Below are 13,739 nucleotides of genomic sequence, written 5' to 3' on the forward strand. Positions count from 1 at the left end.
ACCGATGAGCACCATTGACATCCTTTCGCCGGCAGGCGACAAGGCCGGGACGGTCGAGCTCCCCGCGGAGATCTTCGACGTAGAGAAGATCAGCATCCCGCTTCTCCACCAGGTCGTCGTCGCTCAGCTGGCTGCTGCCCGTCAGGGCACGCACAAGACCAAGCGCCGCGGTGAAGTCCGCGGTGGTGGCAAGAAGCCGTACCGCCAGAAGGGCACCGGCCGCGCCCGCCAGGGTTCGACCCGTGCGCCGCAGTTCGCCGGCGGTGGCGTCGTCCACGGCCCGCAGCCGCGTGACTACTCGCAGCGGACCCCGAAGAAGATGAAGGCCGCGGCCCTGCGCCACGCCCTCACCGACCGGGCCCGCAACGCTCGTATCCACGTTGTCACCAACGTGGTCGAGGGCGACATCTCGACGAAGGCCGCGAAGACGCTGCTCGGCAAGGTCAGCGAGCGCAAGAACGTGCTCCTGGTCATCGACCGTGCGGACGAGACTTCGCTGCTCTCCGCCCGCAACCTGCCCCAGGTGCACATCCTGGAGCCGGGCCAGCTGAACACGTACGACGTGCTCGTCTCGGACGACGTGGTCTTCACCAAGGCCGCCTTCGAGTCCTTCGTGTCTGGCCCCAAGGCCGCTGAGACCGAAGGGAGCGAAGCCTGATGGCTACGCGTCACCCGAGCATCGCCCCCAAGGCGGCCAAGGCCGCCAAGGCCGCGCGCCTCGCCAAGGCGAAGCGCCACGCCACCGAGGGCAAGAACACCGTTGAGACGCCGCTGAGCAAGAGCTTCACGGACCCCCGTGACGTCCTCGTCAAGCCGGTCGTCTCTGAGAAGAGCTACGCGCTCCTCGACGAGGGCAAGTACACCTTCGTCGTTGCGCCCGGCGCCAACAAGACCCAGATCAAGCAGGCCGTCGAGGCGGTCTTCTCGGTCAAGGTCACTGGGGTCAACACGATCAACCGCCAGGGCAAGCGCAAGCGCACCCGCACGGGGTTCGGTAAGCGCGCTGACACCAAGCGCGCGATCGTGACCCTTGCTGAGGGCGACCGTATCGACATCTTCGGCCAGGCCTCCTAACGGAGCGCCCTGGTCCGAATATCGGACGAGGACTGAGAAATGGGAATCCGCAAGTACAAGCCGACTACGCCGGGCCGTCGTGGCTCCAGCGTCGCCGACTTCGTCGAGGTAACGCGGTCCACGCCGGAGAAGTCGCTGGTCCGCCCGCTGCACAGCAAGGGCGGCCGTAACAACGCCGGTCGTGTGACCGTTCGCCACCAGGGTGGCGGACACAAGCGCGCCTACCGAGTGATCGACTTCCGTCGTCACGACAAGGACGGCGTGCCGGCGAAGGTCGCGCACATCGAGTACGACCCGAACCGCACCGCGCGCATCGCGCTCCTGCACTACGCGGACGGCGAGAAGCGCTACATCCTGGCCCCCCGCAACCTGTCGCAGGGTGACCGGGTCGAGAACGGACCGGGTTCGGACATCAAGCCGGGCAACAACCTGGCCCTCCGCAACATCCCGGTCGGTACGACCATCCACGCCATCGAGCTGCGGCCCGGCGGCGGCGCGAAGTTCGCCCGCTCCGCGGGTGCCTCCGTGCAGCTGCTTGCGAAGGAGGGCCAGATGGCCCACCTGCGCATGCCGTCCGGTGAGATCCGCCTGGTCGACATCCGCTGCCGCGCCACTGTCGGCGAGGTCGGCAATGCCGAGCAGTCGAACATCAACTGGGGCAAGGCCGGCCGTAAGCGCTGGCTTGGCGTTCGCCCGACCGTTCGCGGTGTGGCGATGAACCCGGTCGACCACCCGCACGGTGGTGGTGAGGGCAAGACCTCCGGTGGTCGCCACCCGGTCTCGCCCTGGGGTCAGAAGGAGGGTCGTACTCGTTCGCCGAAGAAGGCGAGCAACAAGTACATCGTCCGCCGCCGCAAGACGAACAAGAAGCGCTAGGAGCGGGTTTAGATGCCGCGCAGTCTCAAGAAGGGGCCCTTCGTCGACGGACACCTCATCAAGAAGGTGGATGTCCAGAACGAAGCAGGTTCCAAGAACGTCATCAAGACCTGGTCCCGTCGCTCGATGATCGTCCCGGCCATGCTGGGCCACACGATCGCGGTGCACAACGGCAAGACCCACATCCCGGTGTTCGTCACCGAGGCGATGGTCGGCCACAAGCTCGGCGAGTTCTCGCCGACTCGCACCTTCCGCGGCCACGTCAAGGACGACCGGAAGTCGAAGCGCCGCTAGCGCGGGGTGGAACGACTATGACTTACACCGAAGGGACAACCATGGAAGCCAGGGCCCAGGCGCGGTACATCCGCGTCACGCCCATGAAGGCCCGCCGAGTGGTGGACCTCATCCGTGGCATGGATGCCACGGAGGCTCAGGCGGTCCTGCGTTTCGCCCCGCAGGCCGCGAGCGTGCCGGTAGGCAAGGTGCTTGACAGCGCCATTGCCAATGCCGCGCACAACTACGACCACAGTGACGCCTCTTCGCTGGTCATCAGCGAGGCGTACGTGGATGAGGGCCCGACCCTGAAGCGGTTCCGTCCGCGTGCTCAGGGCCGTGCCTACCGGATCCGTAAGCGGACCAGCCACATCACCGTGGTCGTCAGCAGCAAGGAAGGAACCCGGTAATGGGCCAGAAGGTAAACCCGCACGGGTTCCGGCTCGGCATTACCACCGACTTCAAGTCGCGTTGGTACGCCGACAAGCTGTACAAGGACTACGTCAAGGAAGACGTCGCCATCCGTCGGATGATGACGTCCGGCATGGAGCGCGCCGGCATCTCGAAGGTTGAGATCGAGCGCACCCGTGACCGCGTGCGGGTGGACATCCACACCGCGCGTCCCGGCATCGTCATCGGCCGCCGTGGCGCCGAGGCCGACCGCATCCGCGGCGACCTCGAGAAGCTCACGGGCAAGCAGGTCCAGCTGAACATCCTCGAGGTCAAGAACCCCGAGGTCGACGCTCAGCTCGTGGCCCAGGCCGTTGCGGAGCAGCTGTCCTCCCGCGTCTCCTTCCGTCGCGCCATGCGTAAGAGCATGCAGTCGACGATGAAGGCCGGCGCCAAGGGCATCAAGATCCAGTGTGGCGGCCGTCTCGGCGGCGCCGAGATGTCTCGCTCGGAGTTCTACCGCGAGGGCCGCGTGCCCCTGCACACCCTCCGTGCGAACGTCGACTACGGCTTCTTCGAGGCCAAGACGACCTTCGGCCGCATCGGCGTGAAGGTCTGGATCTACAAGGGCGACGTCAAGAACATCGCCGAGGTCCGCGCCGAGAACGCCGCGGCCCGTGCGGGTAACCGCCCGGCCCGTGGTGGCGGCAACGACCGCCCGGCCCGTGGTGGCCGTGGTGGCGAGCGTGGCGGCCGCGGCCGCAAGCCGCAGCAGCAGTCCGCGCCGGCTGCCGAGGCCCCCAAGGCCGACGCTCCCGCCGCAGCTGCCGCTCCGGCTGAGAGCACCGGAACGGAGGCCTGACCGACATGCTGATCCCTCGTAGGGTCAAGCACCGCAAGCAGCACCACCCCAAGCGCAGCGGTATGTCCAAGGGTGGTACGCAGGTTGCGTTCGGCGAGTACGGGATTCAGGCCCTCACTCCGGCGTACGTGACCAACCGCCAGATCGAGGCGGCTCGTATCGCGATGACCCGCCACATCAAGCGTGGCGGCAAGGTCTGGATCAACATCTACCCGGACCGCCCGCTGACGAAGAAGCCCGCCGAGACCCGCATGGGTTCCGGTAAGGGTTCCCCCGAGTGGTGGGTCGCGAACGTCAAGCCCGGACGGGTGATGTTCGAGCTGTCCTACCCGAATGAGAAGACTGCGCGTGAGGCGCTTACCCGCGCTGCTCACAAGCTTCCGATGAAGTGCCGGATTGTTCGGCGCGAGGCAGGTGAGTCGTGATGTCGGCCGGTACCAAGGCGTCCGAGCTGCGCGAACTGGGTGACGAGGAGCTTCTCGCGAAGCTCCGCGAAGCCAAGGAAGAGCTGTTCAACCTCCGCTTCCAGGCGGCGACCGGTCAGCTCGAGAACCACGGCCGGCTCAAGGCCGTCCGTAAGGACATCGCGCGGATCTACACCCTGATGCGTGAGCGCGAGCTGGGCATCGAGACGGTGGAGAGCGCCTGATGAGCGAGAGCAACGTGACTGAGACCAAGACTGACCGCGGATTCCGCAAGACCCGTGAGGGTCTGGTCGTCAGCGACAAGATGGACAAGACCGTCGTCGTCGCTGTCGAGGACCGCGTGAAGCACGCGCTGTACGGCAAGGTCATCCGCCGTACGAACAAGCTCAAGGCGCACGACGAGCAGAACGCTGCCGGCGTCGGCGACCGCGTCCTCCTGATGGAGACGCGTCCGCTGTCGGCGACCAAGCGTTGGCGCATCGTCGAGATCCTCGAGAAGGCCAAGTAATTCTCTGAGGGATTTTCCTCAGAGTTCGTTCCGCCAGGCTCGGTGGGGCCGTGTCCCGTAAGGGATTCGTCCCCGCCGGGAACCGGCAGACAATCAGGAGATAGACGTGATCCAGCAGGAGTCGCGACTTCGGATCGCCGACAACACGGGTGCGAAGGAAATTCTCACCATCCGTGTTCTCGGTGGCTCGGGTCGCCGCTACGCGGGCATCGGTGACGTCATCGTCGCCACCGTCAAGGACGCGATCCCCGGTGGCAACGTGAAGAAGGGTGACGTCGTCAAGGCCGTCATCGTTCGCACCGTCAAGGAGCGCCGCCGTCCCGACGGCTCGTACATCCGCTTCGACGAGAACGCCGCCGTCATTCTGAAGAACGACGGCGACCCTCGCGGCACCCGTATCTTCGGCCCGGTCGGCCGTGAGCTGCGCGAGAAGAAGTTCATGAAGATCATCTCGCTCGCGCCGGAGGTGCTGTAAGCATGAAGATCAAGAAGGGCGACCTGGTCCAGGTCATCACCGGTAAGGACAAGGGCAAGCAGGGCAAGGTCATTGCCGCTTACCCGCGCGACGAGCGCGTCCTGGTCGAGGGTGTCAACCGGGTCAAGAAGCACACGAAGGCCGGCCCGACCGCCAGCGGTTCGCAGGCCGGCGGCATCGTGACCACCGAGGCCCCTGTCCACGTCTCCAACGTCCAGCTGGTCGTGGAGAAGGACGGCAACAAGGTCGTCACGCGTGTCGGTTTCCGCTTCGACGATGACGGCAACAAGATCCGCGTTGCCAAGCGGACGGGTGAGGACATCTGATGACGACCACCACCAGCCCGCGTCTGAAGACGAAGTACCGCGAGGAGATCGCGGGCAAGCTGCAGGAAGAGTTCTCGTACGAGAACGTCATGCAGATCCCCGGCCTCGTCAAGATCGTGGTGAACATGGGTGTCGGCGACGCCGCCCGTGACTCGAAGCTCATGGACGGTGCCGTCCGTGACCTGACCACGATCACCGGTCAGAAGCCGGCCATCACCAAGGCCCGGAAGTCCATCGCGCAGTTCAAGCTGCGCGAGGGTCAGCCGATCGGCTGCCACGTCACGCTTCGTGGCGACCGCATGTGGGAGTTCCTGGACCGCACCCTGTCGCTCGCGCTTCCGCGCATCCGCGACTTCCGTGGTCTGTCCCCCAAGCAGTTCGACGGCCGTGGCAACTACACCTTCGGTCTCACGGAGCAGGTCATGTTCCACGAGATCGACCAGGACAAGATCGACCGCGTCCGGGGTATGGACATCACCGTGGTCACCACGGCGACCAACGACGCTGAGGGCCGTGCCCTTCTCCGTCACCTCGGCTTCCCGTTCAAGGAGGCGTAAGCGAGATGGCGAAGAAGGCACTTATTGCCAAGGCTGCTCGTAAGCCCAAGTTCGGTGTGCGCGCCTACACCCGCTGCCAGCGCTGTGGCCGTCCGCACTCCGTGTACCGCAAGTTCGGCCTGTGCCGCGTCTGCCTTCGTGAGATGGCTCACCGTGGCGAGCTGCCGGGCGTGACCAAGAGCTCCTGGTAATTCCCCTCTGTCCTCAGGGACTTGGGAATTACTGGAGGCTCTCGGTAAGTATCTGGTCGGTAGGTGGCCCACCTCTCCATGGCTTAGGCTAGGAGGGTTGGGCGCCTGCCGCCCTGACCGACTTACTACGCCGTAGGTCCCCGCGCCGCACCCGTCCCGCCTCTGAGTGGGGAGAGGGATGGCGCAGATAGGAAACCACGGCGAGAGAGGCCGAAGGCCAATTCATGACCATGACTGATCCGATCGCGGACATGCTGACTCGTCTGCGTAACGCGAACTCGGCGTACCACGACTCCGTGGCGATGCCGCACAGCAAGATCAAGTCTCACATCGCGGAGATCCTCCAGCAGGAGGGCTTCATCACGGGCTGGAAGGTCGAGGACGCCGAGGTCGGCAAGAACCTCGTTCTCGAGCTGAAGTTCGGCCCGAACCGTGAGCGCTCCATTGCGGGCATCAAGCGGATCTCCAAGCCCGGTCTCCGGGTTTACGCGAAGTCCACCAACCTGCCGAAGGTGCTCGGCGGCCTGGGCGTGGCGATCATCTCCACGTCCCACGGTCTCCTCACCGGCCAGCAGGCAGGCAAGAAGGGCGTAGGTGGGGAAGTCCTCGCCTACGTCTGGTAGTCGGGAACGGAGGAATAGCTAATGTCGCGTATTGGCAAGCTCCCCATCACGGTTCCCGCCGGCGTGGACGTCACCATCGACGGCCGGACGGTCTCGGTTAAGGGTCCCAAGGGCTCCCTTTCCCACACCGTCGTCGCGCCGATCGACATCGCTAAGGGTGAGGACGGCGTGCTCAGCGTCACCCGCCCGAACGACGAGCGTCAGAACAAGGCCCTGCACGGCCTGTCCCGCACGCTGGTGGCGAACATGATCACCGGCGTGACCACGGGTTACGTGAAGAAGCTCGAGATCAGCGGTGTCGGTTACCGCGTCCTCGCGAAGGGCTCCAACCTGGAGTTCTCGCTGGGTTACAGCCACCCGATCCTGGTCGAGGCCCCCGAGGGCATCACCTTCAAGGTGGAGTCCGCGACCAAGCTTTCGGTCGAGGGCATCGACAAGCAGAAGGTCGGCGAGGTTGCGGCCAACATCCGCAAGCTGCGCAAGCCCGACCCGTACAAGGCCAAGGGCGTCAAGTACGAGGGCGAAGTCATCCGGCGCAAGGTCGGAAAGGCAGGTAAGTAAGCCATGGCATACGGTGTGAAGATCGCCAAGGGTGACGCTTACAAGCGTGCCGCCAAGGCCCGCCGCCACATCCGCATCCGCAAGCACGTGTCGGGTACGGCGGAGCGTCCGCGCCTCGTCGTGACTCGCTCGAACCGCAACATCGTTGCTCAGGTCATCGACGACCTCAAGGGTCACACCCTTGCGTCGGCGTCGACCCTGGACACCACGATCCGCGGTGGCGAGGCCGACAAGTCCGCGCAGGCCAAGCAGGTCGGCGCGCTCGTTGCCGAGCGTGCCAAGGCTGCGGGTGTCGAGGCCGTCGTGTTCGACCGCGGTGGCAACAAGTACGCCGGGCGCATTGCCGCTCTGGCGGACGCCGCCCGCGAAGCCGGGCTGAAGTTCTAAGCCCCGGTTCCGGAGCTAGCGGACGTAACAGAGAGAGGTAATTCCAATGGCTGGACCCCAGCGCCGCGGAAGCGGTGCCGGTGGCGGCGAGCGGCGGGACCGGAAGGGTCGCGACGGTGGCGCAGCCGCCGAAAAGACCGCATACGTTGAGCGCGTTGTCGCGATCAACCGTGTCGCCAAGGTTGTCAAGGGTGGTCGCCGCTTCAGCTTCACCGCGCTGGTCGTGGTGGGCGACGGTGACGGCACCGTAGGTGTCGGATACGGCAAGGCCAAGGAAGTTCCCGCGGCCATCGCCAAGGGCGTTGAAGAGGCCAAGAAGAACTTCTTCAAGGTTCCGCGTATCCAGGGCACCATCCCGCACCCGATCACGGGCGAGAAGGCCGCGGGCGTCGTCCTGCTCAAGCCTGCTTCCCCCGGTACCGGTGTTATCGCCGGTGGCCCGGTGCGTGCTGTGCTCGAGTGCGCCGGCGTTCACGACATCCTGTCGAAGTCGCTCGGCTCGTCCAACGCGATCAACATCGTGCACGCGACCGTGGCGGCCCTCAAGGGCCTGCAGCGTCCCGAGGAGATCGCGGCTCGCCGTGGTCTGCCCCTCGAGGACGTCGCCCCCGCGGCTCTCCTTCGTGCACGTGCCGGGGCGGGTGCGTAATGGCTCGCCTCAAGATCACGCAGACGAAGTCGTACATCGGCAGCAAGCAGAACCACCGCGACACGCTGCGTTCGCTCGGGCTCAAGCGCCTGAACGACGTGGTCGTCAAGGAAGACCGCCCCGAGTTCCGCGGAATGGCTAACACCGTCCGCCACCTCGTGACGGTTGAGGAGGTCGACTGACATGGCGGAGCAGAACCCGCTGAAGGTCCACAACCTCCGGCCCGCCCCGGGCGCCAAGACCGCCAAGACCCGTGTGGGTCGTGGTGAGGCGTCCAAGGGTAAGACCGCTGGTCGTGGTACCAAGGGCACCAAGGCCCGTTACCAGGTTCCGGAGCGCTTCGAGGGCGGGCAGATGCCCCTCCACATGCGCCTCCCGAAGCTCAAGGGCTTCAAGAACCCGTTCAAGACCGAGTTCCAGGTCGTGAACCTCGACAAGCTGAGCGCGCTGTTCCCCGAGGGTGGCGAGGTCACCGTTGAGGGTCTCGTCGCCAAGGGTGCCGTTCGCAAGAACAGCCTCGTCAAGGTCCTCGGCCAGGGTGAGGTCACCGTGGCGCTGCAGGTGACGGTTGACGCCGTCTCCGGCTCCGCCAAGGAGAAGATCACCGCCGCCGGCGGTACCGTCACCGAGCTCGTCTGAATTCTTCAGGCAACTCGATGACTTGAGCGATTCCCAGCCGGGGATGCCCCACATATGGGGCATCCCCGGTTGGTCGTTCCAAGGGGGGCACGGTCGCCGGTAAGGTGGCGTGCACTGTCTAAGCTCCGTGCGGTCTGCCCGTGCGGTTTTTCTGACTGATATGTATTCGTCGATCCTCAGACCACTACCTCTTGCGCATGCGCGCGGGGGTCGCAGGAGGCACCGTGCTCACCGCGTTCGCCCGGGCGTTCAAGACGCCCGACCTGCGCAAGAAGCTGCTCTTCACGCTCGGCATCATCGTGATCTACCGGATCGGGACCCATATCCCGATCCCCGGCGTCAGCTATAAGAACGTCCAGACCTGCATGGACCAGGCCAGCGCCAATCAGGGGCTGTTCGGCCTGGTGAACATGATGAGTGGCGGGGCGCTCCTGCAGATCACGATCTTCGCGCTCGGCATCATGCCGTACATCACGGCGAGCATCATCCTGCAGCTGCTGACCGTGGTGATCCCGCGGCTCGAGGCCCTCAAGAAGGAGGGCCAGGCCGGCACGGCGAAGATCACGCAGTACACGCGTTATCTGACCGTGGCGATCGCGATCCTCCAGGGGACCGGTCTCGTGGCCACCGCACGCTCGGGCTCGCTGTTCTCCGGCTGCCCCGTCGCGGGCGAGATCGTGCCGGACCAGTCCATCTTCGTGACCGTGACCATGGTCATCACGATGACTGCGGGCACCGCCTGCGTCATGTGGCTCGGTGAGCTCATCACCGACCGCGGCATCGGCAACGGCATGTCGATCCTGATGTTCATCTCGATCGCCGCGACCTTCCCGAGCGCCCTGTGGGCCATCAAGAAGCAGGGCTCGCTGGCCGGCGGCTGGATCGAGTTCGGCACCGTCATCGCGGTCGGTCTCGTCATGGTCGGCCTGGTCGTCTTCGTGGAGCAGGCTCAGCGCCGCATTCCGGTCCAGTACGCGAAGCGCATGATCGGCCGCCGGTCCTACGGCGGTACGTCGACGTACATTCCGCTGAAGGTCAATCAGGCGGGCATCATCCCTGTGATCTTCGCCTCGTCGTTGCTCTACATCCCCGCGCTGGTGGCCCAGTTCGCGGGTGGCAACTCCGGGTGGAAGCAGTGGATCGAGGCCAACCTGACCAAGGGCGACCACCCGATCTACATCACGACGTACTTCGTTCTGATCGTGTTCTTCGCCTTCTTCTACGTGGCTATCTCGTTCAACCCCGAGGAAGTCGCGGACAACATGAAGAAGTATGGTGGCTTCATCCCGGGCATCCGGGCTGGCCGTCCGACCGCTGAGTACTTGAGCTACGTACTCAACCGGATCACGTGGCCGGGCTCGCTGTATCTGGGTCTGATCGCTCTCGTACCGACGATGGCGTTGGTGGGCTTCGGCGCGAACCAGAACTTCCCGTTCGGCGGGACAAGCATCCTGATCATCGTGGGTGTGGGTCTGGAGACCGTGAAGCAGATCGAGAGCCAGCTCCAGCAGCGCAATTACGAAGGGTTCCTCCGCTGATGCGAATCGTCCTCGTCGGGCCGCCCGGTGCGGGCAAGGGAACGCAGGCCGCGTTCCTCGCCAAGAACCTGAAGATCCCGCACATCTCCACGGGCGACCTCTTCCGCGCCAACATCAGCCAGGGCACGGAGCTGGGCAAGCAGGCGAAGGCCTTCATGGACGCCGGCAACCTCGTCCCCGACGAGGTCACCATCGGCATGGCCCACGACCGCATGACGCAGCCGGACGCCGAGAACGGCTTCCTGCTCGACGGCTTCCCGCGGAACGTGTCGCAGGCCGAGGCCCTGGACGAGTCGCTCAAGACGGACGGCCAGAAGCTCGACGCGGTGCTCGACCTCGAGGTCCCCGAGGACGAGGTGGTCAAGCGCATCGCCGGCCGCCGTATCTGCCGGAACGATTCCAGCCACGTCTTCCACGTGACGTACAGCAAGCCGAAGACCGAGGGCGTCTGCGACGTCTGCGGCGGCGAGCTCTACCAGCGCGGTGACGACCAGGAAGAGACCGTGCGCAAGCGGCTCGACGTGTACCACCGCGAGACCGAGCCGATCATCGACCACTACAAGGCGCAGGGCCTGGTGGTCACGATCTCCGCGCTCGGCAAGGTGGACGAGGTCACCAAGCGCGCGATGGACGCCCTCAAGGGCGACAAGTAGCCAGTACGCTGTCACGGCCGCGGTGCCCCTAGGGGGACCGCGGCCGTAGTGTTGTGTACATAGCCGGTTGTTGGACGGATGACGGAGAGCGGAAGCCCCATGGTGCAGATCAAGACCCCCGAGCAGATCGCGAAGATGCGTGAGGCGGGCCTTGTCGTCGCCGCCGTCCACGCCGCGACGCGCGAGGCTGCGGTGCCGGGTGCCACCACGAAGGACCTGGACGACGTCGCCCGCAAGGTGATCGCCGAGCACGGAGCGAAGTCCAACTTCCTCGGATACGGCGGCTTTCCGGCGACGATCTGCACCTCGGTCAACGAGGTCGTCGTACACGGCATCCCGGACGACAAGACCGTCCTGAAGGACGGCGACATCATCTCCATCGACGCGGGCGCCATCATCGACGGCTGGCACGGCGACGCGGCGTACACGGCGTTCGTGGGCACCGGTCACGCTCCGGAGCTGATCGAGCTCTCCCGGGTGACCGAGGAGTCGATGTGGGCCGGCCTCGCCGCCATGAAGCAGGGCAACCGGCTCGTGGACATCTCCCGGGCCATCGAGACGTACATCCGCCGCCAGCCGAAGCCCGGCGGCGGCAAGTACGGCATCGTCGAGGACTACGGCGGTCACGGCATCGGCACCGAGATGCACATGGACCCGCACCTCCTGAACTACGTCGAGCGCCGCCGCGGCAAGGGCCCCAAGCTGGTCCCCGGCTTCTGCCTGGCCATCGAGCCCATGGTCTCCCTGGGAACGCCTCGCACGGAGGTCCTGGAGGATGACTGGACGGTCATCACGACGGACGGCACGTGGTCCTCGCACTGGGAGCACTCCATCGCGCTGACGGAGGAGGGGCCGATCGTACTGACGGCTCCTGACTGCGGCAGGGCGAAGCTGGCCGAGTACGGGGTCACTGTTGCGCCTGACCCGCTGGGCTGAGCGGTCCCGGCTGCTTAAGGATCTTGCGGATGGGGCATTCTTCCTCGATTCGTCTTTCCGGGTGGCCTGACGTAGACTGACGCGTCGGCTCTCGTGCATCCGTGTGTCTGCATGCGGTGAGCGAAGTCGATCAAGGTAGTCGATTCGAAGGGCAGAGCGTGGCCAAGAAGCAAGGTGCCATCGAGATCGAGGGCACTGTCGTTGAGTCTCTTCCGAACGCCATGTTCAAGGTTGAGCTCCAGAACGGCCACCAGGTCCTGGCACACATCAGCGGCAAGATGCGTATGCACTACATCCGCATCCTCCCTGACGACCGGGTCGTGGTGGAGTTGTCTCCTTACGACCTGACGCGTGGCCGGATCGTCTACCGGTACAAGTAGATCTTGCCCGCACCCCATTCACGTGGGGTGATGGCACTGACCCGGAGAACCTCACCAATGAAGGTCAAGCCGAGCGTCAAGAAGATCTGCGACAAGTGCAGGGTGATCCGCCGTCACGGCCGGGTCATGGTTATCTGCGACAACCCGCGCCACAAGCAGCGCCAGGGCTGACGTACGACTGCAGTTCGCAGATTTTCGCGCGACGCACGTAAAGCACATATGCAGGACCCGTCCCTCTTCAGTGATGGAGGGCGACACCCCCGGTCGGAGGCCGGGGACCCAGGATGTACCTCGTACGGCACCTGGGACCGGTCCTGCTGAAGACCTCCGAAAATCAACAGGAGCCTTGAATGGCACGCCTTGAAGGTGTTGACCTCCCGCGCGAAAAGCGTGTTGAGGTCGCCCTCACGTACGTGTTCGGCATTGGCCGCACGCTGTCCCAGCAGACGCTGGACGCCACCGGTGTGGACCGCAACACCCGTGTTCGTGATCTGTCCGAAGAGGACCTGATCAAGATCCGCGAGTACGTGGACGCCAACATCCAGACCGAGGGTGACCTCCGTCGCGAGATCCAGGCCGACATCCGCCGCAAGGTCGAGATCGGTTGCTACCAGGGTCTTCGTCACCGTCGTGGCCTGCCCGTCCGCGGTCAGCGCACCAGCACCAACGCCCGCACCCGTAAGGGCCCGCGTCGCGCCATCGCCGGTAAGAAGAAGCCGGGCAAGAAGTAGTCCTCAGCGGTCGATCGACAGCTGTCGCTGCAGGACCGACCACCTCGCGTAGGAGTTAATAGATGCCCCCCAAGGGTCGTCAGGGCGCTGCCAAGAAGGTGCGCCGCAAGGAAAAGAAGAACGTCGCTCACGGGCACGCCCACATCAAGAGCACGTTCAACAACACCATCGTCTCGATCACGGACCCCACGGGCAACGTGATCAGCTGGGCCTCCGCCGGCCACGTCGGCTTCAAGGGCTCGCGCAAGTCGACTCCGTTCGCCGCGCAGATGGCCGCCGAGTCGGCCGCGCGTCGCGCCCAGGAGCACGGCATGCGCAAGGTTGACGTGTTCGTCAAGGGTCCCGGCTCCGGCCGTGAGACCGCGATCCGCTCCCTCCAGGCCACTGGCCTCGAGGTCGGTTCGATCCAGGACGTCACGCCGACGCCGCACAACGGCTGCCGTCCCCCCAAGCGTCGCCGCGTCTGATCCGCGTCGCTTGACTGAGGGATTTTCGGGCGGTGCGGCTCTTCGGAGCCGTACCGCCCGTACCCTTGTAGCCGTATCAACATTGGGCTGCCGCCCAATGGCAAGGACATCAAATAGTGGGTGTCCCTGACTGAAGGAAACACTTCATGCTGATCGCTCAGCGTCCCTCGTTGACCGAAGAGGTCGTCGACGAATTCCGCTCCCGGTTCGTGATCGAG

Annotated in this window: 26 protein-coding genes; all 26 read left to right on the forward strand. The window is 65.1% G+C overall.

Features of this window, described 5'->3' with window-relative positions:
- The first annotated feature begins 4 nt into the window (after window positions 1-4).
- A complete protein-coding gene (rplD, locus tag AC5P1C_RS36530) occupies window positions 5-658 on the forward strand; it encodes a 50S ribosomal protein L4 (protein WP_493870291.1) in 654 nt (217 codons plus the stop codon).
- On the forward strand, window positions 658-1,074 hold the full coding sequence (gene rplW / locus AC5P1C_RS36535; RefSeq protein ID WP_190084419.1) for a 50S ribosomal protein L23: 417 nt from the start codon (window positions 658-660) through the stop codon (window positions 1,072-1,074). The genes rplD and rplW overlap by 1 nt, the downstream gene beginning before the upstream one ends.
- A gap of 39 nt (window positions 1,075-1,113) precedes the next feature.
- Window positions 1,114-1,950 carry a 50S ribosomal protein L2 gene (rplB, locus tag AC5P1C_RS36540; protein WP_493870292.1) on the forward strand — a complete coding sequence of 279 codons (837 nt, stop codon included), beginning with the start codon at window positions 1,114-1,116 and terminating at the stop codon, window positions 1,948-1,950.
- Between the two features lie 12 nt (window positions 1,951-1,962).
- Complete coding sequence (gene rpsS, locus AC5P1C_RS36545; protein WP_160506662.1) at window positions 1,963-2,244, forward strand: 30S ribosomal protein S19; 282 nt, start codon at window positions 1,963-1,965, stop codon at window positions 2,242-2,244.
- A 41-nt stretch (window positions 2,245-2,285) separates the two neighbouring features.
- The gene (gene rplV / locus AC5P1C_RS36550) at window positions 2,286-2,633 is read left to right on the forward strand and encodes a 50S ribosomal protein L22 (protein ID WP_016645177.1); all 348 of its coding nucleotides are present in this window, start codon (window positions 2,286-2,288) and stop codon (window positions 2,631-2,633) included.
- Window positions 2,633-3,475 (forward strand): 30S ribosomal protein S3, encoded by an 843-nt coding sequence (gene rpsC / locus AC5P1C_RS36555; protein ID WP_160506663.1) that lies wholly within the window; start codon window positions 2,633-2,635, stop codon window positions 3,473-3,475. The genes rplV and rpsC overlap by 1 nt, the downstream gene beginning before the upstream one ends.
- A gap of 5 nt (window positions 3,476-3,480) precedes the next feature.
- Entirely contained in the window at window positions 3,481-3,900 is a 420-nt protein-coding gene (gene rplP, locus AC5P1C_RS36560; protein ID WP_135332557.1) for a 50S ribosomal protein L16, read from the forward strand.
- A complete protein-coding gene (rpmC, locus tag AC5P1C_RS36565) occupies window positions 3,900-4,124 on the forward strand; it encodes a 50S ribosomal protein L29 (RefSeq protein ID WP_003998824.1) in 225 nt (74 codons plus the stop codon). The genes rplP and rpmC overlap by 1 nt, the downstream gene beginning before the upstream one ends.
- Window positions 4,124-4,408: a 30S ribosomal protein S17 gene (gene rpsQ / locus AC5P1C_RS36570; protein ID WP_055564830.1), complete on the forward strand. Its 285-nt coding sequence runs from the start codon at window positions 4,124-4,126 to the stop codon at window positions 4,406-4,408. Before rpmC ends, rpsQ begins: the two co-directional genes overlap by 1 nt.
- A gap of 106 nt (window positions 4,409-4,514) precedes the next feature.
- The gene (gene rplN / locus AC5P1C_RS36575) at window positions 4,515-4,883 is read left to right on the forward strand and encodes a 50S ribosomal protein L14 (protein ID WP_073768975.1); all 369 of its coding nucleotides are present in this window, start codon (window positions 4,515-4,517) and stop codon (window positions 4,881-4,883) included.
- 2 nt (window positions 4,884-4,885) lie between these two features.
- Window positions 4,886-5,209 (forward strand): 50S ribosomal protein L24, encoded by a 324-nt coding sequence (rplX, locus tag AC5P1C_RS36580; protein WP_160506664.1) that lies wholly within the window; start codon window positions 4,886-4,888, stop codon window positions 5,207-5,209.
- A complete protein-coding gene (gene rplE / locus AC5P1C_RS36585; RefSeq protein ID WP_493870293.1) occupies window positions 5,209-5,766 on the forward strand; it encodes a 50S ribosomal protein L5 in 558 nt (185 codons plus the stop codon). Before rplX ends, rplE begins: the two co-directional genes overlap by 1 nt.
- Before the next feature lie 5 nt (window positions 5,767-5,771).
- The gene (locus tag AC5P1C_RS36590; RefSeq protein ID WP_003956452.1) at window positions 5,772-5,957 is read left to right on the forward strand and encodes a type Z 30S ribosomal protein S14; all 186 of its coding nucleotides are present in this window, start codon (window positions 5,772-5,774) and stop codon (window positions 5,955-5,957) included.
- Window positions 5,958-6,181: 224 nt separating this feature from the next.
- The gene (gene rpsH / locus AC5P1C_RS36595; RefSeq protein ID WP_030359017.1) at window positions 6,182-6,580 is read left to right on the forward strand and encodes a 30S ribosomal protein S8; all 399 of its coding nucleotides are present in this window, start codon (window positions 6,182-6,184) and stop codon (window positions 6,578-6,580) included.
- A 21-nt stretch (window positions 6,581-6,601) separates the two neighbouring features.
- Window positions 6,602-7,141, forward strand: a complete 540-nt coding sequence (gene rplF / locus AC5P1C_RS36600; RefSeq protein ID WP_249588331.1) for a 50S ribosomal protein L6 — start codon at window positions 6,602-6,604, stop codon at window positions 7,139-7,141.
- 3 nt (window positions 7,142-7,144) lie between these two features.
- Window positions 7,145-7,528 carry a 50S ribosomal protein L18 gene (gene rplR / locus AC5P1C_RS36605; RefSeq protein ID WP_493870294.1) on the forward strand — a complete coding sequence of 128 codons (384 nt, stop codon included), beginning with the start codon at window positions 7,145-7,147 and terminating at the stop codon, window positions 7,526-7,528.
- 46 nt (window positions 7,529-7,574) lie between these two features.
- Window positions 7,575-8,177 (forward strand): 30S ribosomal protein S5, encoded by a 603-nt coding sequence (gene rpsE / locus AC5P1C_RS36610; RefSeq protein WP_160506669.1) that lies wholly within the window; start codon window positions 7,575-7,577, stop codon window positions 8,175-8,177.
- Entirely contained in the window at window positions 8,177-8,359 is a 183-nt protein-coding gene (rpmD, locus tag AC5P1C_RS36615; protein WP_041985698.1) for a 50S ribosomal protein L30, read from the forward strand. Before rpsE ends, rpmD begins: the two co-directional genes overlap by 1 nt.
- Before the next feature lies 1 nt (window position 8,360).
- A complete protein-coding gene (gene rplO / locus AC5P1C_RS36620) occupies window positions 8,361-8,816 on the forward strand; it encodes a 50S ribosomal protein L15 (protein WP_249588330.1) in 456 nt (151 codons plus the stop codon).
- 224 nt (window positions 8,817-9,040) lie between these two features.
- On the forward strand, window positions 9,041-10,354 hold the full coding sequence (gene secY / locus AC5P1C_RS36625; protein WP_493870296.1) for a preprotein translocase subunit SecY: 1,314 nt from the start codon (window positions 9,041-9,043) through the stop codon (window positions 10,352-10,354).
- On the forward strand, window positions 10,354-11,007 hold the full coding sequence (locus tag AC5P1C_RS36630; protein ID WP_361058808.1) for an adenylate kinase: 654 nt from the start codon (window positions 10,354-10,356) through the stop codon (window positions 11,005-11,007). The genes secY and AC5P1C_RS36630 overlap by 1 nt, the downstream gene beginning before the upstream one ends.
- Before the next feature lie 99 nt (window positions 11,008-11,106).
- Complete coding sequence (gene map / locus AC5P1C_RS36635) at window positions 11,107-11,943, forward strand: type I methionyl aminopeptidase (protein ID WP_493870295.1); 837 nt, start codon at window positions 11,107-11,109, stop codon at window positions 11,941-11,943.
- 158 nt (window positions 11,944-12,101) lie between these two features.
- Window positions 12,102-12,323 (forward strand): translation initiation factor IF-1, encoded by a 222-nt coding sequence (gene infA, locus AC5P1C_RS36640; protein WP_003948620.1) that lies wholly within the window; start codon window positions 12,102-12,104, stop codon window positions 12,321-12,323.
- 57 nt (window positions 12,324-12,380) lie between these two features.
- Window positions 12,381-12,494, forward strand: a complete 114-nt coding sequence (gene rpmJ, locus AC5P1C_RS36645) for a 50S ribosomal protein L36 (protein WP_003974245.1) — start codon at window positions 12,381-12,383, stop codon at window positions 12,492-12,494.
- A gap of 179 nt (window positions 12,495-12,673) precedes the next feature.
- Entirely contained in the window at window positions 12,674-13,054 is a 381-nt protein-coding gene (rpsM, locus tag AC5P1C_RS36650) for a 30S ribosomal protein S13 (RefSeq protein WP_135332566.1), read from the forward strand.
- Window positions 13,055-13,116: 62 nt separating this feature from the next.
- Window positions 13,117-13,521: a 30S ribosomal protein S11 gene (rpsK, locus tag AC5P1C_RS36655; protein WP_003948617.1), complete on the forward strand. Its 405-nt coding sequence runs from the start codon at window positions 13,117-13,119 to the stop codon at window positions 13,519-13,521.
- The last annotated feature ends 218 nt before the right edge of the window (window positions 13,522-13,739 follow it).

The sequence above is a fragment of the Streptomyces sp. A18 genome, from assembly GCF_059026065.1.

What these genes read in the sequence shown, in the direction of transcription:
- rpsQ (WP_055564830.1), top strand. Translation starts at nt 4,124, where the DNA reads ATGAGCGAGAGCAACGTGACTGAGACCAAGACTGACCGCGGATTCCGC.
- rpsS (WP_160506662.1), top strand. Translation starts at nt 1,963, where the DNA reads ATGCCGCGCAGTCTCAAGAAGGGGCCCTTCGTCGACGGACACCTCATC.
- rpsM (WP_135332566.1), top strand. Translation starts at nt 12,674, where the DNA reads ATGGCACGCCTTGAAGGTGTTGACCTCCCGCGCGAAAAGCGTGTTGAG.
- rpsC (WP_160506663.1), top strand. Translation starts at nt 2,633, where the DNA reads ATGGGCCAGAAGGTAAACCCGCACGGGTTCCGGCTCGGCATTACCACC.
- rpmD (WP_041985698.1), top strand. Translation starts at nt 8,177, where the DNA reads ATGGCTCGCCTCAAGATCACGCAGACGAAGTCGTACATCGGCAGCAAG.
- rpmJ (WP_003974245.1), top strand. Translation starts at nt 12,381, where the DNA reads ATGAAGGTCAAGCCGAGCGTCAAGAAGATCTGCGACAAGTGCAGGGTG.
- rplV (WP_016645177.1), top strand. Translation starts at nt 2,286, where the DNA reads ATGGAAGCCAGGGCCCAGGCGCGGTACATCCGCGTCACGCCCATGAAG.
- rplX (WP_160506664.1), top strand. Translation starts at nt 4,886, where the DNA reads ATGAAGATCAAGAAGGGCGACCTGGTCCAGGTCATCACCGGTAAGGAC.
- rplD (WP_493870291.1), top strand. Translation starts at nt 5, where the DNA reads ATGAGCACCATTGACATCCTTTCGCCGGCAGGCGACAAGGCCGGGACG.
- rplP (WP_135332557.1), top strand. Translation starts at nt 3,481, where the DNA reads ATGCTGATCCCTCGTAGGGTCAAGCACCGCAAGCAGCACCACCCCAAG.
- rpmC (WP_003998824.1), top strand. Translation starts at nt 3,900, where the DNA reads ATGTCGGCCGGTACCAAGGCGTCCGAGCTGCGCGAACTGGGTGACGAG.
- rplR (WP_493870294.1), top strand. Translation starts at nt 7,145, where the DNA reads ATGGCATACGGTGTGAAGATCGCCAAGGGTGACGCTTACAAGCGTGCC.
- rplE (WP_493870293.1), top strand. Translation starts at nt 5,209, where the DNA reads ATGACGACCACCACCAGCCCGCGTCTGAAGACGAAGTACCGCGAGGAG.
- rplW (WP_190084419.1), top strand. Translation starts at nt 658, where the DNA reads ATGGCTACGCGTCACCCGAGCATCGCCCCCAAGGCGGCCAAGGCCGCC.
- AC5P1C_RS36630 (WP_361058808.1), top strand. Translation starts at nt 10,354, where the DNA reads ATGCGAATCGTCCTCGTCGGGCCGCCCGGTGCGGGCAAGGGAACGCAG.
- rpsE (WP_160506669.1), top strand. Translation starts at nt 7,575, where the DNA reads ATGGCTGGACCCCAGCGCCGCGGAAGCGGTGCCGGTGGCGGCGAGCGG.
- rpsH (WP_030359017.1), top strand. Translation starts at nt 6,182, where the DNA reads ATGACCATGACTGATCCGATCGCGGACATGCTGACTCGTCTGCGTAAC.
- rplO (WP_249588330.1), top strand. Translation starts at nt 8,361, where the DNA reads ATGGCGGAGCAGAACCCGCTGAAGGTCCACAACCTCCGGCCCGCCCCG.
- map (WP_493870295.1), top strand. Translation starts at nt 11,107, where the DNA reads ATGGTGCAGATCAAGACCCCCGAGCAGATCGCGAAGATGCGTGAGGCG.
- rplB (WP_493870292.1), top strand. Translation starts at nt 1,114, where the DNA reads ATGGGAATCCGCAAGTACAAGCCGACTACGCCGGGCCGTCGTGGCTCC.
- rpsK (WP_003948617.1), top strand. Translation starts at nt 13,117, where the DNA reads ATGCCCCCCAAGGGTCGTCAGGGCGCTGCCAAGAAGGTGCGCCGCAAG.
- rplF (WP_249588331.1), top strand. Translation starts at nt 6,602, where the DNA reads ATGTCGCGTATTGGCAAGCTCCCCATCACGGTTCCCGCCGGCGTGGAC.
- AC5P1C_RS36590 (WP_003956452.1), top strand. Translation starts at nt 5,772, where the DNA reads ATGGCGAAGAAGGCACTTATTGCCAAGGCTGCTCGTAAGCCCAAGTTC.